Origin of the sequence: Cellulosimicrobium sp. KWT-B (assembly GCF_002127155.1) — a bacterium.
Taxonomy (GTDB): domain Bacteria; phylum Actinomycetota; class Actinomycetes; order Actinomycetales; family Cellulomonadaceae; genus Cellulosimicrobium; species Cellulosimicrobium funkei.
This window is the reverse complement of sequence record NZ_NEDO01000001.1, coordinates 853,408-873,335: the sequence shown is the minus strand read 5'-3', so window position 1 is coordinate 873,335 and position 19,928 is coordinate 853,408. Positions and strand designations below refer to the sequence as shown.

Here is a 19,928-nt window from a genome sequence, read left to right as displayed (position 1 = left end):
GGCACCCGAGGGAGGCCCGATGCGGCAGCGGAGGACGACGGCCGTGCTGTGCACGATCGCCGACGGCGCCGCGCCGGGCACCGTCGCGGCCGCGTGCCGCGGCGCCCTCCTGGCGCTGCGCGACCGGGTGGTGCGGCTCCAGGTCGACGTGTACTCCGACGAGCCGTGGCCACCGGACGCGACGCACGCGGTGCACGCCTTGGACGAGCTGCGCCGCGCACGACGCGGACGCCTGGCCCGGCGTTTCGGCTGGGAGCCCCCGATCTCGCTCGAGCTCGACCCGCGCGACGACCGCGAGCTCGACCTCGCCCTCGCCGTCGCCCCCTTCACGATCTGCGGCTCGGGCTTCGACGAGGACGGGACGCTGCTCTGGGATGTGAACGACACCGGGACGTCGGTGACCTTCCTCCTGCTGACGTGGACGCTAGATTAGCGGATGTGAAACGTGCCGTGATCTACGTACGCATCTCTGAGGACCGCACTGGACGCGAGGCCGGGGTCACCCGGCAGCGCGAGGACTGCGAGCGGCGCGCCCGAGAGCGAGGCTGGCAGGTCGTCGCCGTCGAGTCCGACAACGACCAGTCGGCCTACCGCGGGCGGCGGCGTCCGGGCTTCGAGGCGCTGCTCTCGCGCGTGAAGTCGGGCGGCGCGGACGTCGTCGTCGCATGGTCGCTCGACCGCCTACAGCGGAACCGCCGCGACGAGCTTCAGCTGTACGAGCTCTGCCGCGATCGCAACGCCGCGATCAGCCTCATCAACGGGCCGGATCTGGACTTCACGACCGCCACGGGGCGTTGGATCGCGGACCAGCTTGGCGGCATCGCTCGCTTCGAGGTCGAGCTGAAGTCTGATCGGCAGCAGCGTGCCAACGCGCAGGCCGCTGCCGACGGGCGGCGCGTCGGCGGCCGTCGCCCGTTCGGGTATGAGCCGGACGGGGTGACCGTCCGGGAGGACGAGGCGCGCGCAGTGCGCGAGGGGTACGCCGCGCTCCTGGCAGGGGTGCCACTGGCTCAGATCGCCCGAACGTGGAACGCCGATGGGTTCACGCCTGGTCAGCCACGGAGGGACGGCACGCCCTCGTCCTGGCGCGGCGACAACGTCCGCGCGGTGCTCCGGAACCCTCGGTATGCGGGGAAGCGCGCACACAAGGGCGGAATCGTCTCTGAGGCCGTCTGGGCGCCTCTGGTGGAGGAGTCGACATGGCAGGCCGCCCGCGCGCTTCTCGACGCTCCTGGACGCCGCTCAGGGCCCACGTCGGCGCGTGCGCTCCTGACCGGCCTCGCGCGTTGCGGCGTGTGCGGTGCGACCGTCCATGCCGGGGGAGCGCACCGAGGCGTACGCGGCTACCGGTGTTCCGGTGCCTTCGGGCACATCTCCCGGCGCGCCGAGCCGGTGGACGACTACGTGAGTCGGGTCATGGTGGCGCGACTGTCTCAGCCCGACGCCCGCGACCTCACCCACGACCAGCAGCACCCGGACCTCGACGCGTTGCGCCGCGAGGCGATCGCCCTCCGCGCGCGGATGGACTCGCTCGCGGTGGACTTTGCGGACGGTGCGCTCACCGCCTCGCAGCTGCGGGCCGCAACAGAGCGGTTGCAGGTGAAGCTGCGCGACGCCGAAGCCCAGATGGCCGACGCGGGACGGGCGGACGTGCTCTCCCCGCTGCTCGACGGCGGCGACGTGCGCGCCGCGTGGGACGCACTCGACACCGCGAGGCAGCGGGCGGTGATCGACACCATCGCAGAGGTGGCCATCTACTCGCCTGGGCGCGGCACGCGAACGTTTCGGCCCGAGACCGTTGCGATCACCTGGAAGACCAAGTAGGCGTCTGGTTGTGGGTGGAGCGTGAGAGCATCCCCATGTGACCGACGAGACATGGCGACCGCTGGGGGTCGATGACGAGGACCAAATCGCTGAGTACGACGCTCTCCACGAGGGTGTCCCGCCGTGGATGGAAGCGGCCTTCTGGGTCTGGGTGCGTAGCGCACTCACGATTAGGCGGGTCGTTGGCATGCGAAGCGATCGGGTCAACGCCCTTGACGTTGAGCTAGCGGAGGAAATGTGCCAGCGCCTGAAGGTGCCCCTTCCCAACCTTCGAGTCGCGTACCTGACCAGTTCCACGGCGGCCCAACAGCTCGACGTGGCACTTTCGACGTTGCGTGAGCGCGCAGTGCCACTTCAGGTAGCGGACTACCTCCTTGCGCACGACGGTCATGCCAAGTCAGAAGAGCTCGTCGCATTGTTGGAGCGGAGCAAGTCTGCCTACATCGTGGGGACTCGCGCGGGCCGTCCGGCTCTCGTGCGCCGGGTGCCCCTCGGGGTCCAGGAGGCGGCTGACTCGGTCATGGCGCGTGCTCAGCGAGCCGGGATCTACCTCGCTAAGGCATGGGAGAAGTTGTATGACTTGCGGCCCGAGGCCAGCGAGGCGTACCGGCAGGCGATCCTCGCGATCGAGGAAGCAACGGTGCCGATCGTCTCGCCTACAAACAAGGGTGCGTCGCTCGGAACGGTTCTTAAGCAGATCGAGGACCAGAAGGACTGGGCTCTGCCGATGGACCGTGTGCACCGCGAGGCGCCGACGAGTGACGTGATCGTCGGCATGATGCGCGTGGTGTGGTTCGGCCAACATGACCGGCACGCCGGTCAGCCCTCGGCGCCTGGCAACGTCTCGATCGAAGAGGCGACAGTTGCTGTCTCGATGGCGGTCACGCTGGTGAACCTCTTCGCCGTTGGGCTCATGCAGCGCGGGAACGGGCCAGCCACGCCGCTGTCGGCGTGAGCACCGTGGCTAATGCCGAAGATTGCGATCGCGGGACCCCGACACTGACAGTGCCACTGAAGCTCGGGCGACACGCTGTCCACAGTCAGCTCGATCTACAGCCCCAGATGTCAGACTGGGGCTGTGACGATCGGAGCATTCGGGGAGATCCCCGAGAAGCGGTGGGACGACGGGGACCGCTCTGGCTGGGAATTGCCGAACCCTTTCGGCGAATTGCCGGACAGTCTGTGGGATTCGCGCTCGGAGCAGTTTCAAGACGACATCAGTGCTTGGGTCTACTCGCTCGGTCTGGATGTCGGCGCACTGCGACCGCAACTTCCCAATCTAGCTGCACACCACATCCTCACCGCAGCAGCGAATGACGCAATCGCGCTTCTTGCGCACGTCGACCGCTACGACGGCCGGTCAGCCGCTCACGCGGCCCGGGCGCTCTATGAGCACCTCGTCAATCTGATGGACGTGACGTCATCGGGCGCGAACACGAGCGACCGCTATCTCGACCACCGATACGTGACAGCCGATCAGGTGAGCAAACGTACCTGGCATCTGCCTCTCTTGAAAGGCCGCACCAGACGGAGGGAGAAGGACCGGCTCGACGAGCTCCGTAGGAAGGTCGCGAGGAAGGCCGCGGACGCGGTGACGAAATGGGGCAAGTCGTTCCGCCGTGGGTGGGCGGAGGGAAACCTGCTTGAACGCGCCACCGCTCACGGCATCGAAGACGGCTACGAGGGCTATCGGATCCTGTCCGGTGTTATCCACGGTAGTTCGGGCGGACTCTCGGGCCTCGTGCGAGAAGTGCAAGGCACGCCTGTTCATCGGATTGGGCCAGACATGCAACTGGCAGCCGTCGCATACCGCGAGGGTCTCCTGTCGATGTATGAGATCGCTGGCCATCTGGTTACCCTGACTGGCCGAATGGAGGCCGAGCGGCTTCGCGGACTTACGGCCAACCTCTTGCATGGCACGCAGGAGGTCATGGAAGGCCTTCAGCATGAAGACAACAAGATGTGGCCTACGGCACCGCCGCCACCGGGGCTCGCGGCCATAGCGGGGATCTACCCGTCAGGCCGTGTGCGCTGGTACGTCCTCGAGACTGCAACCGAGACGATTGCGGTGGCCGAGCCGCCGGGGAGTGAGCCAAAGGGCTTTGGTGCCGTCCGGGACAAGGTGGTCGCTGAGGCCGCTGGGGGGCCTAACGGGCGTCCCGTCACCGTCTCCTTCGACCCGGGCGCGGTGCAAATCCAACCGAAGGCCGGCGCGAAGTGGGTACCAGCGTCGAGTGTGCTGGTACCCCCGGGGCACCCCGGTCGTTTCGAGAAGCCCATCGTCCTTAAACCGCGCGGGTGAGGTCCGTGCGCGACCAAAGGGGCAGGATCCCGCGACGCGACGCGACGCGACGCGGCGACGCACCGGCTCTGCAGCCCCAACCGCGACGGCGGCAGCGTGCGGAAGCGTCGGAAGCCCTCGACGCTGTGAGGCGGCGGCGGTGACCGACACCCCCGCGGGAGATCACCATCGACTCGGCCGATTGAGGTGCGCGCGTACGCTGCAGCCTGAGACCTGAGTTCACCCGGTAGCGCGGAGTAGTCGCGCCCTGTGCGGGTGAACTCTTGCGTGATCAGGGACACGAGGGCCGCAACGCCCTGCTTGCTGCCAGACTAGCGTCGTGCCCTCGCAACAGTTCCTCGACGCTTGGCTCGACGCCCAAGCGGATCGCGTGATCGAGCGTCAGCGCTCTCAGACGGACACGGCGAAGCTCGTGACGACGTTTCTCGCTGGCATCGCGGGTGCGATGTGCGGTGTGGCGCTTCAAGTGCGTGTCGAAGGCGACGAGCGGCTCGACGTGCTCACGAGCATAGGATTCGCAGTCACGCTGCTGTTCACGCTTCTCGTCTTCGCTGCCGACCGAGTTCGCGAGCCCGACCACGTCAAGGTGCAAAGCAGGGCGCTGCGTTTTCGCTGGGACGTTTCGCGTCAGCTAGAAGAACTGCGCGAAGCTACCGAACTAGCACTGGAACTGAACGAAAGCGTTCTCCGGGCAGTCCGAGGACTCATCTGGGTGCAAGCACCAGTTGCGCTGGTCACCTCTGCTCTCGCGGCGTTCTCCATACTGGGTGCATGATGGAGTCATCATGAGCGATGTGACCAACGAGCCGCCGCCGACGCGCGTAGTGGGCTGGGGCCTGCTTCCGTTCTTCGGGGAGCGCAGACGCGAGGAGCGTGCGCTCGCGCGTGTGCGCGCGAGGCGGGTGGCTCTTGCAGAACTGCGCTTGGAGCCTCGCGCGAGTTCAGGGTCTGGCGAAGCCGCGCCGCGTCATCGACGACAGCAAGCAGAGGCTGAGCTTGACGCCCAAGAGACCGAGGCCGCTTTGGACGCCGTCGCGGTCGCGATAGAAGCCGTTAGGGCGACACAGTCGGCGAGATCATCCTCGGTCGCGCCCGAGATTCGAGATTGGGCAAGGCGCGAAGGCCAAGAGGTCATGGCGCGCAGCGACGACCCCGTCGCGCGCCGCTGAGCAGCAGCGACATTACGCCGCCCGCTTGAGCACCTTCGCCACGGTGGCAGGCCACCAGCGCCCGCCCGTCGCTGTGGCGACGCCCTCGGCGGCGAGCGCGTCGCAGATGCCCTGAAGGGTCGCGCCCTGCGCACGTAGGTCGAGGATGCGCTGCTCCGCGTACGGGGTGAGCCTGACCGGGCGCCCCATGTGTCGGTCAGGGTGCTCGGCCTTGATCTTGGCCATGCCTTCGCGGGTGCGTTCCCCGATGCGTCGGCGCTCCATCTCCGCGAACGTCGCCGTCACCTGCGCCATTGCACGGCCGGTGATGGTCGTCGTGTCGACGCCAAGGTCGAGGCAGACGACGTGCCACCGCTGCCGCTCGGCGTCGTCGAGGATGCGGGCGAAGTCCGCAACGGATCGGCTAAGTCGGTCGAGCTTCGCGACGGCCAGCACGTCGGCCCGGCCCGCCTTCAGGTCGGCCAGGGCTCCGGCGAGGACTGGGCGCCCCTTCAGGCTCTTGGCGCTCGCGGCGTCCTCGCGGCGGAGCTCCAAATCCCAACCTCGGCGCTCAGCCTCGGTTGTGAGGGCCGCGACCTGGATCTCGGGGCCGATCTCCTACTTGGCGGTGGAAACGCGGACGTAGCCGATGGTGCGGAGCGGAGCTGCGGCCATATGTCCAGTCTAGCCCAAGGGTCACTTTTGTATAAGTCTCTCCTCGACGTGCACCGCCAGCCCCTCACGCACACCGGCAACGTACCCCTCCAGCCGGGCGCGCGTGCGTAGGTCGACCCCGCTGCTGCCGTCCTCGGGCAAGGTGGCAAGTGTGGCCTCGATCAGGCGTACCTGCTCCGCGAGTTCGTCGGCGGTAGTCATTTCTGTAGCCTCCCAGCAGTGGGGGAGGGCGGCGCACCTGGCGCCACCCTCCCCGAGGTCCGTTCAGCTCGCGCCGAGCACCTGGGCGGTCGTCGCGGCGTACGCATGCACCGACTCGGGCACCTGCTCGCCCTGCACCTGGTCGCTGAGGCGTGCGCCCTCGGGCCTGGTGTCCAGCTCGTGGACGAACATCGGCGCGTGCCCGCGCTCGGCGGCGAACCGCAGGACCGCCGCGCGTGCTTCGTGGGTGCAGAGGCGGCGGTAGAGGTCGAGCGAGACGGACGTGCCCGGGTGGTCGCGCCAGCCAGTGCCCCGGTGCTCCGGTGCGTTGCCGTACCGGATGCCGTCGAGCTTCTCCAACTGATCCAGCAGGGCCCGGACCTTGCCGGCATGCGTCTCGTAGGACTTGCGAGCCGACCTCGCGGCCTCCGTCTCGTCGTCAGCCTCGGCGCGCAGGGCGGCGCGGCGGGCGACGTCGAGCCGGACGGTCGCTGTCGCGAGCGCGCGCCGCGCGGCGGATGCCCGGGAGGACGCGCTTGTGGCGTCCTGGCCGATGCGGTCGAGGTCGTCGGGGGTCGCGGGCTCGGCCAGCTCGGCGGCTGCTGCGGCGGCCTCGGCGTCGTGCAGGGCGGTGGTCCAGCGGTCGAGCTCCCCCTGAGCGGTGGCGACGGCGGCGCGTGCCTTGTCGAGCGCGCGGCTCATCGCGTGCCCCCGATCACGCGGGACGGCCCGGTCTCGGTGATCGGGACGACGCGGCGACCCTCGGCCACCGTGCGCGACGTGGCGCCACGGCGGACCGGGGCCCGCCGGGCCTCGTACGCGGCATCGGCCAGGGTGCGGGGCCGGGCGCTCGTCGGCGCGTTGGCCTGCGTGCGGGCCTCGCGGGCGGCGCCGTCGCGCTCGGCGTCCTCCGCCAGCCTCTCCGAGACGGACCGCCCGGTCAGGTGGGCGAGGGCCACGTCGAGCTCGTCGCCCGTGATGTCGCCGTCGGCCTCGTTCAGCGCGAGGGGCGCGCGACTTACCAGGGCGGGACGCCCGGCCATGCGTGCGAGCTCGCGGTCGAGCTCGTCGTCGGTCAGGTCCTTGCTCATGCGGTTAGCCTCCTGTCTCCCGCGAGGCGGGCGACGTCGTCGCGGTCGATGAGCCACTTGCCCCCGACCTTGGTTCCGGTGAGCAGCCCGCCCGCCACGAGCTGCCGAGCCCGGCGCTCACTGACGCCGAGCTCAGCAGCTGCCCTGGGGCAGCCACCCACTCGAACGATGCGCCGCGATCCTCAGGTGGCGTTACCGAGTTACCGAGGCCGGTAGCGGCGTCCTCGTCGCGGGTCGCGAGCCACTGCCTCCCGGCCTCGTGGAGGTCCAGGTATGCGTCCTCCAGGGCCGCCGCGAGCTCGCTCTGTCCCGCCACCCGGAAGTGCGCGATGGAGCGCCGCACGTCGGCGGGGTCGAGCCGCCGCAGCACCCACACCGCGGCGGGGCCGGAGACGTGCGCGTCGAGGGGACGGCGGCCCGTCACAGCCGGTCCTCCGTGAGCTGCCGCAGTGCACCGGGCAGGAGCGCGTGCGCCGCGGCCTCCTGTTCCGGGGTGAGTCCGACCCCGGCGAGCACCTGCCGGATCACTCCGGCGATGGCCTCGCCCTGGCGCCGGGAGAGCGCAGCCGTCCGCGAGTCGAGGTCGAGGCGGCCGATCAGCTCCAGGGTCCGGGTCGCCTGGTCGAGGGCGCGCGTGAAGAGCTGCACGTCGGCCTTCACGCGCTCGGTGCCGCCACCATCGGTGTACGTCAGCCGTCCGTCGAACTCGTCGAGCCGTGCGGTGAGCAGGTCGCGCCACGCGACGACCGTCCCCGCGGTGGTGAGGAGCTCCGCGTAGATCTCCCCGAGGGTCAGTGGCCCGCGGTCGGCCACGGTGCGCTGCACGGCCTTCTCGGCGGCTGCCTCGGCGAGGCGGCGTGCGGCGGCGCGGCGGACCGCAGGCGCCTTGCTCCCGTGCGAAGCACACACGTTGGTCCCTGGGGTAGCGGCGCGCCCGCAGCGCTATCCAGAGCGCCGAGAGCGTGCCGTACAGCGGCGGGCCTCCGGGACGGTGCTCACGCCCCGTCCCCGGCCGCCCAGTCGCGGAGCCGCTGCAGCGCCGCGGTCCGTGCTGCTGCTGTGTCGGCGTCCTCGGCGCGGAGCCGCGCACGCTCGGCCTCGGGGTCCGGGCCGAACGCTGCTGCCGCATACTCCGCCCAGCGGGTCGAGTCGGAGGGGTCGGCTCCAAGGGGTCCGCCCGGGGCGACGGCGTCCAAGGGGTGGTCCGTGGTCATGGGGTGCTCCTACGTGAGATCGGGGACCGCGCGTGCGTGGCGCGGAAGTGCTGGGCATGGAGGGTGCGTGCGTGGGCCGGGTCAAGGGCGACGGCCCGCCAGCCGCACCCGGCACGACGGCAGAGGGCCACCGTCGTGCCCGGCGAGACGTCGAGCCGGCAAGCCCGGCGCGTCGCGGCGTAAAGGTCCCGGTCAGCCGTGGCCATACCCGGCAACCGCGCCCCGGCTGTTGGTGTTGTAGAAGGCCTCTCGGCGACCACGCCCCCGCGCCCCTCCATAAGGAGAGGGGCGCGGGGCGCGGTTGTGGGACCGCGCCCGGGGCGCGGTTGGGGCGCAGTGGGGCGCGGGGCGGGGTCAGGCATCCTCGGCCTCCTCGAACTCGGGCGTGTAGGGCCGAACGAGGCGGTGCCGCATCGACTGACCCTTGGCCGTACGGGCCACGTAGCCGCGCTCCACGAGCGCCCGGAGCCCGAGGTCGATGGCGTCGTTCTTGCCCGTCACCTCGCGCCGCACGGCAGCCTGCGACGCGCCGGGGTGGTCGCCCGGAAGCTCCGCCAGGTAATCGCAGATCGCCCGCAGGACCCGGACCTGGGCGTCGTCCACGGACAGGCCGACGTGCGGCGGGAGGACCGTCACAACGGGGGCACCGGCCGTCGAGTCCACGACCACCCGTACCGCCTCCTGCGTGCGGTCGCCCGGGCGGTGCTCCCCTGACCTGCCACGCACGTACCCCGGGCGGTCCTTCGCGACCCTGAGGACGAGTTCTCCGCGCAGCCCGCGCCCGAGCGGGGCAGCCACGTCGACGAGGTACGCGGCGCCCGTGAGGGACGCCATCTTGGCCTGCCCGCCGATCGCGAACCGACCACGGGTGTCGGCGTTCTTCGTGACGTGGTCGATCTGAACAACAGCGGCGCCGGTCCGGTCCGCAATGCGGCGCGGCACCTTGCGCATCCACTCGATGGCCGTGGCGTTGGGGTCCTTGGACTCCCCGGTCACGACGGACATGGACTCAGACACACCGTCGATCACGGCGAGCACGTAGGGGCGGGCGTCCAGCAGCATGTACAATGCGACGCGGTCGGACTCGGATCGGTCCGGGTCGGTCTCAGGCTGCACGTAGACGAAGCAGCGGGCGATGGCCCCGGGCGACGCGCCGAGCAACAGCAGGCGCTCGACCAGCGAGCCGGGGTCGGACTCGTGGTCGACGTAGAGCACCGGCTTCCCGTCCGAGATGCACTGAACGGCGAGCGCCTGCATGACGAACGATTTCCCCGACTCCGACTCGCCGTGGAGCGAGTGGATGAGCCCGGGGTACAGCAGCGAGACACCGTCGGTCCGGGTCAGCAGCTGCGGAACCGGAGGCTCGTACGTGCCGTCGAGGAACCCGGTCAGGTCTACGCCGGACCAGGACGACACCCCGCCGTCACGCTGACCAAGAGGCACCGTCCCGAACACGTCTGCGGCGCCCTCGTGCGGCACGCCCCGTGCACCGACGTCCCGCACGGCGGCGGTCCACTTGTGCTCCGGGTTGTACGTGCCCTCCGCGGCGGGGGCGTGCTTCATAAAGTCCTCCCGGGCGTCGTCCAGCGTGTAGCTCCTGCTGGAATTGGCCGCCTCCACGAGGCGCCGAGCGGCATACCACGTGCCCCGGTCCCACCCGACGCCGTCGGGTGTGCCCGGCCAGTCCATCCGCTCGCCGTCGGCGAGGCCGGACAGGTTGTCGAGGTCGGACAGGGCGCGGTCGATCTGATGGCGCACCGCGTCCTCCGGTGCGCTCTCCACGCCGTCGAGAGCGCGGGGATACCTGCGTCCCCCGGGGTGGTGCTCGCGGCGTCTCCGGGCGTTCTCGTGACGTCCGCGTGCATGCGGTCGTACTCGGCCAGCAGCTCGTCCACCTGCAGCGGATCGCCGTCCACCACGCGGGACTGGAACCACTCCGGCCGCTGGGTGGCAGGCCGGTACATGAAGCGCTCCGGCTCGGCGCTGCCGCGGTCGAACTGTTCGGCGCCGAGGCGGTCCATCAGGACGTGCGTGACGCGCCGGTCCTCGTCGGGCGTCATCTCGCGGTCGGTGGGGAGGACGATCCGAAACCGCGGGGCGTCCGGCGTCGAACTGTGCGTGGTGTGGATGACGGCGAGCCAGCCGAACACGGTCTCGATGACCTCGGGGAGGTCGGGCCGGGCGTGGTCCGCGTCGAGCGTCACGCCGGAGCGTGACAGCACGGTGTCCTTGCGGCGGCGCCCGCCACGGAGTGTGCCGAGGACGTAGCCACCGCACTCCTTGTGGTCCGCGGGCGACTCCACCCAGCTGCACAGCTCCGCCCACGTGACGGTGCCCTGCTCCCAGCGCGTCGAGTTCCGCCGCGGGGCGGTGGCGATGGCGAGCTTCACCGGGCCACACCGCCCCGAGTGGTCGCACGCGTCGGGGCGACGGTGCGCGCCGCTGCACTCGTCACCTGGATCGTGCTGCAGCCACTCGGCCAGCCCGTGTGCTGGTGCACGCCACGGTCGAGCCGCGAGACGGTGACCTTGGTGTCCGGGGAGACGCCGGGGCGCTGGAGCCGCTGTTCGGAACGCTCCGCAGCCGTCGTGCGGCGGTAGCGACGCGCCTGACCGGGGTGGTCGCGGAACCAGCGCGCGTCGTCCGCCGAGGTCCGCTCAAGCGCACCGAAGAGGGGGCAGGAGTCCTCGTGGACGATGCGGGCGCCCTCGGCGGTGCCCCCGCAGTCCGGGCAGTTTGTAGCGCTCACCGAGCGGCACCGGTCAGGAGCGAGGCGAGGCGGTCACGCTGCGCGGCACTCAGCGGAGGCGCGGAGGCGACGGCCTCCCGGATCGCGCGCTCCAACTTGGCGCACTTGAGATTGCGGCCGGTTTCCTCGGCGCGCTCGGGGTGGTGACGGAGGGCGGCACCGTGCTCGCCCGCGAGCACCTGGACGCGGTCCTTCGGCATGTAGGGCTCTGTAGAACTGTGCGCAGCCTCTTCTCGGAGTGTGCGGTTCTACGGTTCGCGTGTCGCTGGGAGCCCTGAGTGTTGCGGAGTGTCGCGTGTCGTGTGCCTCTGGCGCCGAGGTGTAGCGCTTGGTGGGGTTACCCCGGCAGTGCGCAAGCCTAACCCATTGGGGGCCAGATGGCTACGGGTTTCGTGTCGTGCTGCGACGCGCTCACGTCGGGCCGAGCAGGCCTTGAGCTTCCGCTTCGGTGATGAAGCGCACGAACGACTTCATCATGGGGTCGAGGAACGTGCTCACGTTGTGAACGCGTCCACCCTCGTATCGCTCCACGTCGACGAGCACTCGGTCGGGGCCCGTCTTGAGGCTCTTCAAGGGTCCCGACAGTGCAGTCTGTTCAACCCGCTCGCCGAGGTTCTCTTCGATGCGAGCTCGGATCTCTTCCAGTTCGGGATACTCGGTCTCGAGCTGCGACATCGCAATGAGAATTTGCTTGCGGTACCGCTTCGGCCCGGTGTGTTCAATCGCCTTTGTGTACGCCGCGTTGAGGCGGCCGGTGTTCTCGTCGAGGTAGTTCCGCACCGCCGATTGGTAGTCCTCTCGGCTCACGTCGGCGTTCGAACGGGCCACCGCCGACTCCGCCATATCGAGGCAGACCGACTGCAAGAGTGACGGCGCACCTGCCGCAGTCCGCACTACGAGCTCGACGATACTGTCGTCGATCTCTATCTGGAGGGTCGTGAAGCCTGTGGTGACGAGGGCCCGCGCTTCCGTCGCGGTCAGTGTCGGAAGCCGCAACTCCTTTACGAAGCGGTCGATACCTGCGTCCGCACGAACCAGAGCCGTGGCGTCAGCAGATGTCCCGATCAGGACGATCTGCGGCCAGCGATCCTCCTGCCCATGACTTGCCTTAATTAGATCGGCGAGGCCACCGCGAAACTCGGGGCTCGCTCGATGCAGTTCGTCGATGACGATCGTCAGCTCGTTATCCCTGAAAAGTGCGAGAGCGCGCTCGTCGGTCAGCGTGTCGACGACGAAGCGCTCGGTGTCCTGTGTGGTGCGAGCGACCCTCCCGCCGAGTTCCACGACGAAGCTGGCGCTGAGGCCACCCTCCGTGCTGGTGGATCGCACCGATTCCACGGTCACCGTTGCCCCAAGGTGTTCTAGGGAAAGACGAATGACGTCCGAAATCGACTTCGAGGCTGTCGTGGGCATGTAGACCATGTGCGGCTCGAATCCACGATCGCGCAAGACCTTCCGCGCGACCGTGGTCTTTCCGACTCCGTACTCGCCGTAGATCAGTGGCACCTGACCACGAGACAGATAGCGCTCGATCTTCGCTTCAGCGTCGCTCCGATGGACGTAGGCATTGTGTTCTTGGAGCGGAAGCGTCGTGGGCGTGAAGACCTCCGCAGGCGCTGGCACGCGTCGGCTGAACATGTCGGGACCGTAGCAGGGACGGCGACTACCGGCGAGGGGATGGTTTGGTGCGCGAGAACGCACGCCCGGATGGCGGACGTGAGGTCAACCTCCGCTAAAGACTAGTCCAGGGGCTCCCGGAGGAGCTGGACGCGGTCCGGTCGCACGTCGCACGGTCGGGCGGACGCCCGGAGGACGTCGTCGTGCTGGGCGACCGTCGGGGCTGACGCGAGAGGGCTTTTGCGCGGCTCAGCCGCGCCGCGCCACGAAGACCCACTCGCGACCCGGGCGGTCGGGCGCGTCCCGGACGTCCACGACCTCGAACCCGCACGCCACGAGCGACGTCTCGACGTCCTCGCGCTCCCGGAAGCGCAGCGTCGAGTCGGAGTGGAGCGTGGTGCCGTCGGGCAGCACGGTCGTGTCGTGGAAGGACACGAAGGGGAGCGACACGTCGGTGAGGTCGGTCCAGGACTCGACCGGGCCGACGTCGGGCACGTCCACGCGCGTGGTCGTCGCCTCCCGGACCCACCCCTCCCAGGCCCGACGGGCGGGGACACGGGTCTCGAGCACCAGCCACCCGCCCGGCACGAGCGCGTCGTGGACGCCCCGCAGCGTCGCGGCCCACGCGTCGTCGGTGAGGAACACCTGCGCGACGTTCGCCGTCATCGTCGCGAGGTCGACCTGGAGCGGGGGGAGGGCCGTCGCGTCGCCGTGCAGCCAGCGCACGCGCTCGGCGCCCGGCTTCGTGCGGGCGACGTCGAGCGACGCACCCGCCGGGTCGAGGCCGACCACCTCGACGCCGCGCTGCGCGAGCAGGCACGCGAACGTCCCGGTGCCGCACCCGACGTCGAGCACTCGGCGCGCGCCCAGCTCGTCGACGATCGCGACGTAGGCGTCGAGGTCGGACCGGTCCGGGTCGAGCGGGTCGTAGAGGGCGGCGAGGCGGGGGTCGTCGAAGATGGCGTCGGGCACCCGACGACGCTACGAAGGCACGGCGCGCTCGGTCCACCCGATTCTGGGAAGCCCCGGTACCGACCAGGCACCTGTTCGGCGGAAGGCGGGGGTCAGGAGTTCAGGGCTTGCTCGACGTCCTCGATGATGTCTTGCGGGTCTTCCAGGCCCACCGACAGGCGCACGGTCGTCTCCGCGATGCCGACCGCGGCGCGGCCCTCGGGGCCGAGCTTGCGGTGGGTCGTGGTGGCCGGGTGCGTGACGAGGGACTTCGCGTCGCCGAGGTTGTTCGAGATGTCGACGACCTGGAGCGCGTCGAGGAACGTGAACGCGCGCTTCTTCGCCGTCTCGGGGTCGGTGCCCTCGGGCACGGCGAGGTCGAACGTCACGACGGTCCCGCCGCCGCTCTGCTGCGACCGCGCGAGCTCGCGCTGCGGGTGCGACGCGAGGAACGGGTAGCGCACGCGGCCGATCCCGGGGAGCTGCTCCAGCGCCTCCGCGACCTGCGCCGCGGCGGCGTTCTGCGCGGCGACGCGCACGGGCAGCGTCTCGAGGCCCTTGAGCAGCACCCACGCGTTGAACGCCGAGAGCGACGGCCCGGTGTTGCGGATGAACGTCTGCACGGGACCGGTGACGTACTCCTCGGTCCCGAGGATCGCGCCGCCGAGCACGCGGCCCTGCCCGTCGATGTGTTTGGTCGCCGAGTAGACGACGACGTCGGCCCCGAGCTCGAGCGGCCGCTGCAGCAGCGGGGTCGCGAACACGTTGTCGAGCACGACGACCGCGCCGGCGGCGTGCGCGAGCTCGCTCACGCGCCGCGCGTCGACGATGTCCTGCATGGGGTTGGACGGCGTCTCGAAGAACACGACGTCCGCGGGGGTGGACAGCGCCTCCTCCCACTGCGACAGCACGTGGCCGTCGACGTAGTCCGTCCGCACGCCCCACTTCGCGAAGATCTCGTCGAAGATGACGAGGCTCGACCCGAACAGCGCGCGCGCCGCGACGATGCGCGACCCGGACCGCACCAGCGCGGCGAGCGCCGTGAACACGGCGGACATGCCGGACGCCGTCGCGTAGCACGCCTCCGCGCCCTCCAGGAGGCGCAGGCGCTCCTCGAACGTGTGCACGGTCGGGTTGCCGTAGCGCGAGTAGACGAACCGGTCGAGCTCTCCCTTGAACGCCGCCTCGGCGTCGGCCGCGCGGTCGTACGTGTAGCCCTGCGTGAGGAACAGCGCCTCGGACGTCTCCTGGAACTCGGTGCGCGCGTGGCCGCCGCGCACGGCGAGCGTCGCGGGGCGGGCGCTCGCGGGCAGGGGCTTGCGGCCGGAGCCGCCGGGCACGACCGCGCTCACCGGGCGGCCTCGTCGAACGTCGTGGTGGGCAGCCCGCGGACCTTCCAGCCCTCGACGTCCCGCAGGCCCGAGAACCCTTGGGCGCCCTCGAAGCCCTCGAGCACGTTGTACGACGGCCCGAGCCCGGCGGCCGTGGCCGCGCGCGCCGCGCCGATCGACCGCTGGCCCGAGCGGCACAGGAACACGACGGGGCGCTCGTCGCCGGGGGTCAGGCCCGCCTCGACGAGCCGGTCGAGGAACCGCGGGTTGGGGCCCGCCGGGGTCACCCACTCGTCGAACAGGACGTCGCGGCCGAGCTCCGTGGCGTCGGGCACGCCGATGGTGCGCCACTCGCCCTCGGTGCGGACGTCCACGAGCACGGCGCGCTCGTCGTGGGCGAGCAGGTCCCACGCCTGCTGCGGGGTGAGGTCGCCGGCGTAGCCGACGGCGGGACGTGCCTTGGGGGGTGCCGGCCGGGGTGCCGACGCCTGCTCGGACTGGTCGCTCATGAGAGTCCTCCTCCATCGATCGTGGCAGTAGCACCCTGCGCCCGGCCGCCGAGGCGGTCCGGGGGGTTGCTGCGGCGTCGACGTGCCACGTCACTCGGCCGCTCCGGATGGTTGGCTCGGATCGTACGCCACGCGTCCGACGTGCGGAACGCCCGTCTCGGGGAGCGGCCTGTGGAGGGGTGCCCGACGCCGCGTGGCTCCGCTAGCGTGGCCGCGCGGCCGGGCGGGGGTCCCGGCGGGCAGGGGGAGTCGATGCGGACGGGACGAGCACGCGCTGCAGGCGCGGGCGTGGCGGCGGTCGTCGTCGCGGCGGGCGCCTGGTGGTGGGCCGCGTCCAGCGGGGAGGAGCCTCCGCAGGGCGTCGTGAGCGTGGGGTCTGTCGGGGACGATGCCGCGCGGACGCCCGGGGAGCGGCCGTCCGTCCACCCGGTTCGACCCGAGGCCGAGCGGCCGGAGGCCGAGCGACCCGACGCCGAGCGGCTCGACCCGCCCCCGCCGTCGTCGGACGGGGCCGCGGCGCACCGGGGCGAGCCGGTCGACCTGGCCGATCACACGGTCGGCGGGTACGAGGGCTGGTGGAGCTCCGACGGGAACGGCGCGGCGTGCGACGCCTACGCCGACGCCCACCCGGAGGTCGTGCTCGCGAGCACCCGCACGGGCGCGGTGATCGAGGCCCACACGCGCGGTGTGCGCCTCCAGCGCCCGCCGGCGACACCGCCGGGCGACCCGGCGCTGTGGCCGGCCGACTCGGTCGTCGTGCTCGACGCCGGCACGGGGGAGGTGCTCGAGTCGTTCGCGGTCGACGAGTCGGGGTGGCGCCTCGAGACGCCGGTGGACTGCGTCCCGCCATCCGAGACGCCGTGACCACCGGTTGACACGCCGCCGTCCGCGCGGACATCCTGGTCCGCAGGTCATGAGTGCCAGCGCGAAACCCCGGTTTGCTGGCCGGCAACCCTCCTCTCGCGGCGGGGTGCCCCGGGTGACGACCAGGCCGCACGCCGACCGGCGGGCGGCAAGCGCGGGGAGGTTCTCCCCGGACGACCCTGGAGGACTGTGCCATGACTGCTCTCGCGGACGTCTCGTGTCCCACCGACGCCCCGGCCCCTGACCTCGCGGCGCTCGCCGATGCGCCCGCGCTCCTGCCCGTCGTCGGCGGGGACACCCTCGTCCCGCTCGTCGACGGCCGCAGCGTCCCGTACGCCAACCTCGACGTCGCGGCGTCGGCCCCGGCGCTGCGCTCGGTCGCGGACCGCGTGACCGAGGTGCTGCCGCTCTACGCGAGCGTGCACCGCGGCGCGGGCTACCTCTCGCAGGTCTCCACGGCGCTCTACGAGGCGTCGCGCCGCACGATCGGCGCGTTCGTCGGCGCGCGCGAGGACGACGTCACGGTCGTCACGCGCAACACGACCGACTCGCTCAACCTGCTCGCGGGCTGCGTCCCGGCGAACCCGGACGGCACGCCCGGGCGCGTGCTCGTCCTCGACGTCGAGCACCACGCGAACCTGCTGCCGTGGCAGCGCGCCGGCGGCGCGACGGTCCTCGCGGGCGGCGCGTCCGTCGCGGAGACGCTCTCGGGCCTGCGCACCGAGCTCGCGCGCTTCCCGTACGCGCTCGTCGCCGTGACCGGCGCCTCCAACGTCACGGGCGAGTCCCTGCCCGTCGTCGAGGTCGTCCGCGCCGCGCACGACGCCGGGGCGCGCGTCGTGCTCGACGGCGCGCAGCTCGTCCCGCACCGCGGGTTCTCGCTCGCCGCGTCGGGCGTCGACTACGTCGCGTTCTCGGGGCACAAGACCTACGCGCCGTTCGGCGCGGGGGCGCTCGTCGGACGGCGCGACTGGCTCGACGCGGGCACCCCCTACCTCGCGGGCGGCGGCGCCGTGCGCCAGGTCGCGGTGACCGGGACGCAGTGGCAGACGGCGCCCGCGCGCCACGAGGCCGGCTCGCCGAACGTGGTGGGCGCCGCGGCGCTCGCGGCGGCGTGCGACGCGCTCGCCGCGCTCGAGCCGGCCGACCTGCACGCGCACGAGGCGGCGCTCCGCGCGGCCCTCGTCGCAGGCCTGGAGGCCGTCCCGGGCGTCCGGGTCGTGCGCGTGTGGGACGACGCCGTCGACCCGGTCGGTGTCGTGACGTTCGCCGTCGAGGGCCACGACCCGGGCCTCGTCGCCGCCTACCTCTCGGCCGAGCACGGCATCGGCGTGCGCGACGGCCGGTTCTGCGCGCACCCGCTGCTCGCGCGCCTCGGCTACGACGCGGGCGCGATCCGCGCCTCGGTGGGCGTCGGGACGACGGGCGCGGACGTCGTGCGCCTCGTCGAGGCCGTGCGCGCCTACGTCGAGCAGGGCCCGACGACCCGGTACGAGGTCGTCGACGGCTGCTGGGCCGTCGTGGACGACCCCCGCCCGGTCCCCGCGGGGTCCGGTCTGGAAGGGCTGTTCGCGACCGCGGCGGCGGGATTTCTCGCCGACGCGGCGGGCTGCGGACCGGCCGTCTGACCGGCGTCGGCGGCCGACGGCGGAGGCCGTTCACCGAAGCGTCGCCGAGCGTTGTCCACCGCGTCGCCGGACCCTCTTGGCGCGGTGTTCCGCGTGTGCTCTGATATGCGCTGTGCTGCACGACGTCGTCCTCTCGGGGCACGGTTTCCGGCTGGAACCGCTGGCCCTGGAGCACGCTGAGACGCTGGCCGGCCTCGTCGACGAGGCGATGTGGTCAGGGATGAGCATCCCCCTGCCCTACGGGGTCGCGGGGATGGCCGATCTCGTGGCCGCGACCCGCGCGGCCCCGGACCTCACCGGCTTCGTCGTGCGCGCCGTCGACCCCGACGGCGCGTCCGGCGCCGTGCTCGGCAGCACCGCGTTCCGCGACCTGTCGCTCGTCGACCGCCGCGTCGAGGTGGGCCGCACGTTCTACGCGCGCTCCACGTGGGGGAGCCTCGTCAACCCCGTGACGAAGTGGCTCCTGCTGCGCCACGCGTTCGAGACGTGGGACGTGCACCGGGTCGGCTTCCGCGTCGACACGCGCAACGAGCGCTCGCTCGGGGCCATGCGCCGTCTCGGTGCTCACGAGGAGGGCGTCATGCGCGGCCACCGGACCGCGCCCGACGGGACGCGCGCCGACTCCGTGCTGTTCTCGATCCTCGCGCCCGAGTGGCCCGGGGTCGAGGTGGGTCTCCTCGCGCGGATCACCGCCCCGCGCGTCGTCCCGGTGCTCGCCCCGGCGCCGTCGGCCGACGTCCGGCCGCTCGCCGCGTCCTGACCGCCGCGGCTCCCGGTCGTCGCGTCCTGGTCGTCGCATCGCGGTCGTCGCGCCCCGGGCGAACGGTCCCGGAGACGCCACGAGGGCCCCGCCGGAGCGGGGCCCTCGTGAGCAGAACGGTGGAGCACGTCAGCGGTCGAACGCGTCCTTGACGTCGTCGCCCGCCTGCTTGACGTTGGCCTTGGCCTGGTCGCCCTGGCCCTCGGCCTCGAGCCGCTCGTTGTCCGTGAGCTTGCCCGCGCCTTCCTTGAGCTTGCCACCCGCCTCTTCGGCGGCGTGCTTGGCCTTGTCTCCGAGTCCCATGGGTGCTCCTCTCGTCGGTACCTCTCGACCGTAACCACGGTCGGCCGGGTTCGCACGCGGTCGGGGCACCGGTGGTGTGGTGGGATGTGCGGGTGCAGCACGAGACCGTCCTCGAAGGCTTCGGCGTCCGCCTCGAACCGCTCGCCGCGACCCACGCGCCGGCGCTCGGCGCCCTCGTCGACGACGGCATCTGGGCGGGCATGTCCAGCGCCGTCCCGCGCGGTACGGAGGCGATGGAGGGCTACGTGCGTGACGCGGTCGCCGCGCCCGGCCGGCTCGCGTTCGCGGTCGTGGGCGCCTCCAGCGCTCCCGGTGGGGACGGCGCGACCGCCGACGCCGTGGTCCGCGGCTCGACGTCGCTCTACGAGTGGGTGCCCTCCCAGGGCCGTATCGAGCTCGGGTCCACGTTCTACGCGCGCGAGTGGTGGGGCGGGACGACGAACCCGGCGTGCAAGTACCTCCTGCTGCGGCACGCGTTCGAGGACCTCGGGGTCACGCGCGTCGCGCTCCGCGCCGACGCCCGCAACAGCCGGTCCATCGGGGCGATCCGGCGCCTGGGCGCGGTGCCGGAGGGCGTCCTGCGCAGCCACCGCGTCGCGCCCGACGGCTCCCGCCAGGACACCGCCTACTTCTCGGTCCTCCGCGACGAGTGGCCGACCGTCCGCGACGGCCTGCTCGCCCGCCTGGCCTGACCGTTCGGCGCGCCGAGCACGAGCCTGCGCGGCGTCGAGCACGGGGTAGGTGTCGTCATGCGCTCGAGA

Annotated in this window: 25 protein-coding genes and 1 riboswitch; of the genes, 11 read left to right on the top strand and 14 right to left on the bottom strand. The window is 71.6% G+C overall.

What is annotated here, in order from left to right:
* Nucleotides 1–19: 19 nt before the first annotated feature.
* The 6 genes from B9L22_RS19910 (at nucleotide 20) to B9L22_RS19560 (ending at nucleotide 5,295) form a co-directional block, all read left to right on the top strand.
* Nucleotides 20–433 carry a hypothetical protein gene (locus B9L22_RS19910; RefSeq protein ID WP_158097142.1) on the top strand — a complete coding sequence of 138 codons (414 nt, stop codon included), beginning with the start codon at nucleotides 20–22 and terminating at the stop codon, nucleotides 431–433.
* Nucleotides 434–438: 5 nt separating this feature from the next.
* Entirely contained in the window at nucleotides 439–1,824 is a 1,386-nt protein-coding gene (locus B9L22_RS19565) for a recombinase family protein (protein ID WP_158097141.1), read from the top strand.
* Between the two features lie 37 nt (nucleotides 1,825–1,861).
* Nucleotides 1,862–2,779: a hypothetical protein gene (locus B9L22_RS03795; protein WP_086149259.1), complete on the top strand. Its 918-nt coding sequence runs from the start codon at nucleotides 1,862–1,864 to the stop codon at nucleotides 2,777–2,779.
* A 123-nt stretch (nucleotides 2,780–2,902) separates the two neighbouring features.
* Nucleotides 2,903–4,126 (top strand): DUF5677 domain-containing protein, encoded by a 1,224-nt coding sequence (locus tag B9L22_RS03790; RefSeq protein WP_086149258.1) that lies wholly within the window; start codon nucleotides 2,903–2,905, stop codon nucleotides 4,124–4,126.
* A gap of 319 nt (nucleotides 4,127–4,445) precedes the next feature.
* The gene (locus tag B9L22_RS03785) at nucleotides 4,446–4,901 is read left to right on the top strand and encodes a hypothetical protein (protein WP_086149257.1); all 456 of its coding nucleotides are present in this window, start codon (nucleotides 4,446–4,448) and stop codon (nucleotides 4,899–4,901) included.
* A 10-nt stretch (nucleotides 4,902–4,911) separates the two neighbouring features.
* A complete protein-coding gene (locus B9L22_RS19560; RefSeq protein ID WP_143317054.1) occupies nucleotides 4,912–5,295 on the top strand; it encodes a hypothetical protein in 384 nt (127 codons plus the stop codon).
* A 12-nt stretch (nucleotides 5,296–5,307) separates the two neighbouring features.
* On the opposite strand, the gene B9L22_RS03780 is transcribed toward B9L22_RS19560, so the two are convergent.
* The 8 genes from B9L22_RS03780 to B9L22_RS03745 all read right to left on the bottom strand — a co-directional run bounded on the left by B9L22_RS03780 (nucleotide 5,308) and on the right by B9L22_RS03745 (nucleotide 10,237).
* On the bottom strand, nucleotides 5,308–5,877 hold the full coding sequence (locus tag B9L22_RS03780) for a recombinase family protein (protein WP_255376880.1): 570 nt from the start codon (nucleotides 5,875–5,877) through the stop codon (nucleotides 5,308–5,310).
* Between the two features lie 93 nt (nucleotides 5,878–5,970).
* Nucleotides 5,971–6,150 carry a hypothetical protein gene (locus B9L22_RS03775; protein WP_086149256.1) on the bottom strand — a complete coding sequence of 60 codons (180 nt, stop codon included), beginning with the start codon at nucleotides 6,148–6,150 and terminating at the stop codon, nucleotides 5,971–5,973.
* Between the two features lie 63 nt (nucleotides 6,151–6,213).
* Nucleotides 6,214–6,852, bottom strand: a complete 639-nt coding sequence (locus B9L22_RS03770) for a hypothetical protein (protein ID WP_086149255.1) — start codon at nucleotides 6,850–6,852, stop codon at nucleotides 6,214–6,216.
* Nucleotides 6,849–7,241: a hypothetical protein gene (locus B9L22_RS03765; RefSeq protein WP_086149254.1), complete on the bottom strand. Its 393-nt coding sequence runs from the start codon at nucleotides 7,239–7,241 to the stop codon at nucleotides 6,849–6,851. The genes B9L22_RS03770 and B9L22_RS03765 overlap by 4 nt, the downstream gene beginning before the upstream one ends.
* Entirely contained in the window at nucleotides 7,238–7,402 is a 165-nt protein-coding gene (locus B9L22_RS20730; protein ID WP_158097140.1) for a helix-turn-helix domain-containing protein, read from the bottom strand. Before B9L22_RS20730 ends, B9L22_RS03765 begins: the two co-directional genes overlap by 4 nt.
* Nucleotides 7,403–7,661: 259 nt before the next feature.
* The gene (locus B9L22_RS03755; RefSeq protein WP_143317052.1) at nucleotides 7,662–8,150 is read right to left on the bottom strand and encodes a hypothetical protein; all 489 of its coding nucleotides are present in this window, start codon (nucleotides 8,148–8,150) and stop codon (nucleotides 7,662–7,664) included.
* An 86-nt stretch (nucleotides 8,151–8,236) separates the two neighbouring features.
* The gene (locus tag B9L22_RS03750) at nucleotides 8,237–8,455 is read right to left on the bottom strand and encodes a hypothetical protein (RefSeq protein ID WP_086149251.1); all 219 of its coding nucleotides are present in this window, start codon (nucleotides 8,453–8,455) and stop codon (nucleotides 8,237–8,239) included.
* Nucleotides 8,456–8,809: 354 nt separating this feature from the next.
* On the bottom strand, nucleotides 8,810–10,237 hold the full coding sequence (locus B9L22_RS03745; RefSeq protein ID WP_143317050.1) for an AAA family ATPase: 1,428 nt from the start codon (nucleotides 10,235–10,237) through the stop codon (nucleotides 8,810–8,812).
* A 77-nt stretch (nucleotides 10,238–10,314) separates the two neighbouring features.
* On the opposite strand from B9L22_RS03745, the gene B9L22_RS19555 reads away from it, so the two are divergent.
* Nucleotides 10,315–10,671 carry a hypothetical protein gene (locus tag B9L22_RS19555; protein WP_143317048.1) on the top strand — a complete coding sequence of 119 codons (357 nt, stop codon included), beginning with the start codon at nucleotides 10,315–10,317 and terminating at the stop codon, nucleotides 10,669–10,671.
* 529 nt (nucleotides 10,672–11,200) lie between these two features.
* On the opposite strand, the gene B9L22_RS03735 is transcribed toward B9L22_RS19555, so the two are convergent.
* From B9L22_RS03735 to B9L22_RS03715, 5 genes are all read right to left on the bottom strand, one after another.
* Complete coding sequence (locus tag B9L22_RS03735) at nucleotides 11,201–11,404, bottom strand: hypothetical protein (protein WP_143317046.1); 204 nt, start codon at nucleotides 11,402–11,404, stop codon at nucleotides 11,201–11,203.
* 211 nt (nucleotides 11,405–11,615) lie between these two features.
* Nucleotides 11,616–12,842 (bottom strand): AAA family ATPase, encoded by a 1,227-nt coding sequence (locus tag B9L22_RS03730; protein ID WP_086149247.1) that lies wholly within the window; start codon nucleotides 12,840–12,842, stop codon nucleotides 11,616–11,618.
* A 228-nt stretch (nucleotides 12,843–13,070) separates the two neighbouring features.
* Nucleotides 13,071–13,793, bottom strand: a complete 723-nt coding sequence (locus B9L22_RS03725; RefSeq protein WP_086149246.1) for a class I SAM-dependent methyltransferase — start codon at nucleotides 13,791–13,793, stop codon at nucleotides 13,071–13,073.
* Nucleotides 13,794–13,885: 92 nt separating this feature from the next.
* The gene (locus tag B9L22_RS03720; RefSeq protein ID WP_233139703.1) at nucleotides 13,886–15,124 is read right to left on the bottom strand and encodes an O-succinylhomoserine sulfhydrylase; all 1,239 of its coding nucleotides are present in this window, start codon (nucleotides 15,122–15,124) and stop codon (nucleotides 13,886–13,888) included.
* Nucleotides 15,121–15,612 carry a rhodanese-like domain-containing protein gene (locus B9L22_RS03715; RefSeq protein WP_086149245.1) on the bottom strand — a complete coding sequence of 164 codons (492 nt, stop codon included), beginning with the start codon at nucleotides 15,610–15,612 and terminating at the stop codon, nucleotides 15,121–15,123. Before B9L22_RS03715 ends, B9L22_RS03720 begins: the two co-directional genes overlap by 4 nt.
* Nucleotides 15,613–15,864: 252 nt before the next feature.
* On the opposite strand from B9L22_RS03715, the gene B9L22_RS03710 reads away from it, so the two are divergent.
* The 3 genes from B9L22_RS03710 to B9L22_RS03700 all read left to right on the top strand — a co-directional run bounded on the left by B9L22_RS03710 (nucleotide 15,865) and on the right by B9L22_RS03700 (nucleotide 18,864).
* Nucleotides 15,865–16,476 carry a hypothetical protein gene (locus B9L22_RS03710; RefSeq protein ID WP_158097139.1) on the top strand — a complete coding sequence of 204 codons (612 nt, stop codon included), beginning with the start codon at nucleotides 15,865–15,867 and terminating at the stop codon, nucleotides 16,474–16,476.
* Nucleotides 16,477–16,521: 45 nt separating this feature from the next.
* Nucleotides 16,522–16,637: riboswitch (SAM riboswitch) on the top strand.
* 33 nt (nucleotides 16,638–16,670) lie between these two features.
* Nucleotides 16,671–18,104: an aminotransferase class V-fold PLP-dependent enzyme gene (locus tag B9L22_RS03705; RefSeq protein WP_086149243.1), complete on the top strand. Its 1,434-nt coding sequence runs from the start codon at nucleotides 16,671–16,673 to the stop codon at nucleotides 18,102–18,104.
* A 112-nt stretch (nucleotides 18,105–18,216) separates the two neighbouring features.
* Nucleotides 18,217–18,864 carry a GNAT family N-acetyltransferase gene (locus B9L22_RS03700; protein WP_086149242.1) on the top strand — a complete coding sequence of 216 codons (648 nt, stop codon included), beginning with the start codon at nucleotides 18,217–18,219 and terminating at the stop codon, nucleotides 18,862–18,864.
* Nucleotides 18,865–18,993: 129 nt separating this feature from the next.
* Here B9L22_RS03700 and B9L22_RS03695 read toward each other — a convergent pair whose 3' ends face one another.
* Nucleotides 18,994–19,167, bottom strand: coding sequence for a CsbD family protein (locus tag B9L22_RS03695; RefSeq protein ID WP_034652831.1), 174 nt, complete (start codon nucleotides 19,165–19,167; stop codon nucleotides 18,994–18,996).
* A gap of 92 nt (nucleotides 19,168–19,259) precedes the next feature.
* Between B9L22_RS03695 and B9L22_RS03690 the strand changes: the two genes are divergently transcribed.
* Nucleotides 19,260–19,859 (top strand): GNAT family N-acetyltransferase, encoded by a 600-nt coding sequence (locus B9L22_RS03690; RefSeq protein WP_086149654.1) that lies wholly within the window; start codon nucleotides 19,260–19,262, stop codon nucleotides 19,857–19,859.
* The last annotated feature ends 69 nt before the right edge of the window (nucleotides 19,860–19,928 follow it).

Coding starts and splice junctions, on each gene's coding strand:
- B9L22_RS19910 (WP_158097142.1), top strand. CDS start 20: ATGCGGCAGCGGAGGACGACGGCCGTGCTGTGCACGATCGCCGACGGC.
- B9L22_RS19560 (WP_143317054.1), top strand. CDS start 4,912: ATGAGCGATGTGACCAACGAGCCGCCGCCGACGCGCGTAGTGGGCTGG.
- B9L22_RS03775 (WP_086149256.1), bottom strand. CDS start 6,150: ATGACTACCGCCGACGAACTCGCGGAGCAGGTACGCCTGATCGAGGCC.
- B9L22_RS03770 (WP_086149255.1), bottom strand. CDS start 6,852: ATGAGCCGCGCGCTCGACAAGGCACGCGCCGCCGTCGCCACCGCTCAG.
- B9L22_RS03765 (WP_086149254.1), bottom strand. CDS start 7,241: ATGAGCAAGGACCTGACCGACGACGAGCTCGACCGCGAGCTCGCACGC.
- B9L22_RS03750 (WP_086149251.1), bottom strand. CDS start 8,455: ATGACCACGGACCACCCCTTGGACGCCGTCGCCCCGGGCGGACCCCTT.
- B9L22_RS03735 (WP_143317046.1), bottom strand. CDS start 11,404: ATGCCGAAGGACCGCGTCCAGGTGCTCGCGGGCGAGCACGGTGCCGCC.
- B9L22_RS03730 (WP_086149247.1), bottom strand. CDS start 12,842: ATGTTCAGCCGACGCGTGCCAGCGCCTGCGGAGGTCTTCACGCCCACG.
- B9L22_RS03715 (WP_086149245.1), bottom strand. CDS start 15,612: ATGAGCGACCAGTCCGAGCAGGCGTCGGCACCCCGGCCGGCACCCCCC.
- B9L22_RS03710 (WP_158097139.1), top strand. CDS start 15,865: ATGCGGACGGGACGAGCACGCGCTGCAGGCGCGGGCGTGGCGGCGGTC.
- B9L22_RS03705 (WP_086149243.1), top strand. CDS start 16,671: ATGACTGCTCTCGCGGACGTCTCGTGTCCCACCGACGCCCCGGCCCCT.
- B9L22_RS03695 (WP_034652831.1), bottom strand. CDS start 19,167: ATGGGACTCGGAGACAAGGCCAAGCACGCCGCCGAAGAGGCGGGTGGC.